The organism is Clostridium sp. OF09-36 (assembly GCF_003481985.1).
Classification (GTDB): domain Bacteria; phylum Bacillota; class Clostridia; order Lachnospirales; family Lachnospiraceae; genus Brotaphodocola.
Genome location: NZ_QUMD01000090.1, coordinates 1 through 890 on the forward strand (window position 1 = coordinate 1; position 890 = coordinate 890).

At 44.8% G+C, this 890-nt stretch carries 2 protein-coding genes; both read right to left on the bottom strand.

Going from position 1 to position 890, the window contains the following annotated elements; all coding sequences use genetic code 11:
- Positions 1-156 precede the first annotated feature (156 nt).
- Positions 157-363 carry a hypothetical protein gene (locus DXA97_RS19805; RefSeq protein WP_147354191.1) on the bottom strand — a complete coding sequence of 69 codons (207 nt, stop codon included), beginning with the start codon at positions 361-363 and terminating at the stop codon, positions 157-159.
- Positions 364-566: 203 nt separating this feature from the next.
- Positions 567-890, bottom strand: a 324-nt coding sequence (locus DXA97_RS19810; RefSeq protein ID WP_182436970.1) for a cation transporter, incomplete at its 5' end; no start/stop codon positions are given.

Here is an 890-nt window from a genome sequence, read left to right on the forward strand (position 1 = left end):
GCTTCCACCGCCGCCTCCACAGCAGGCTCCCTCGCCTTTAAAATGCTTGATGGTGGATTTTACACCAAGAAGTACAAATACTGCAATGACTAAGATTACAATCATGTCTATCATAATAGCTTGCTCCCTTCTGTCTTCTTTTTCTGTCAGTTTTTCTTATGAATGAATCTGCTTTTCCGACGGATCTTCCGTTTTCATTTCGCTCATCGGACTTACCTGATGTTCTCTCTGGAATCTGCGGTCTCTCGCCTCATCCAGTTTTTTTCTTACAAATTTTACGAAGAGATAAATGGATACGCCCACTATGTACAGGATGATGCAAAGCACCACCATGTAGCCCATGGAATTTTGTGAATGTGACACGGCTCTTCCTCCTGATTGTTTCATCTGGATTTCTGACCCAAATCCAGTTTTTTCTTTTTTCAACGTCTGCGGCTGCCTGTGCTTTCCCAGACAGCCGCATGATCTTGTCAGCCGCAACTTAAGCTATATCATGCATGCACCGGACGTTTCCAATTGCTTCCTGCAAAACAGGTAAACGCCCGTACATGCCACCTTACCTGCAATTACTCTACAGATACCACCTTGTAATCCTGTGCCTCTACAGCCTCTTTCAGCACGCTGTCTGCGATCTCTTTCTCCAGAGTAACGACTGCGGTTCCCTTCTCATGGCTTACCTCTGCGCCGGTTACGCCCTCAATACCTTCCAGAGTCTTTTTCACTCTTGCCTCACAGTGACCGCACATCATTCCTTCGATTTTCATGGTTTTCGTCATAGTTTTCTTCTCCTTTTTCTCTTTATGATCAACATGACTTTCATCATGTGGTCTGCTTTGTTTTTTCTTCTTGTCTTTGGATGCGTCATACATCTTGAACAGGTTCAGACGCAG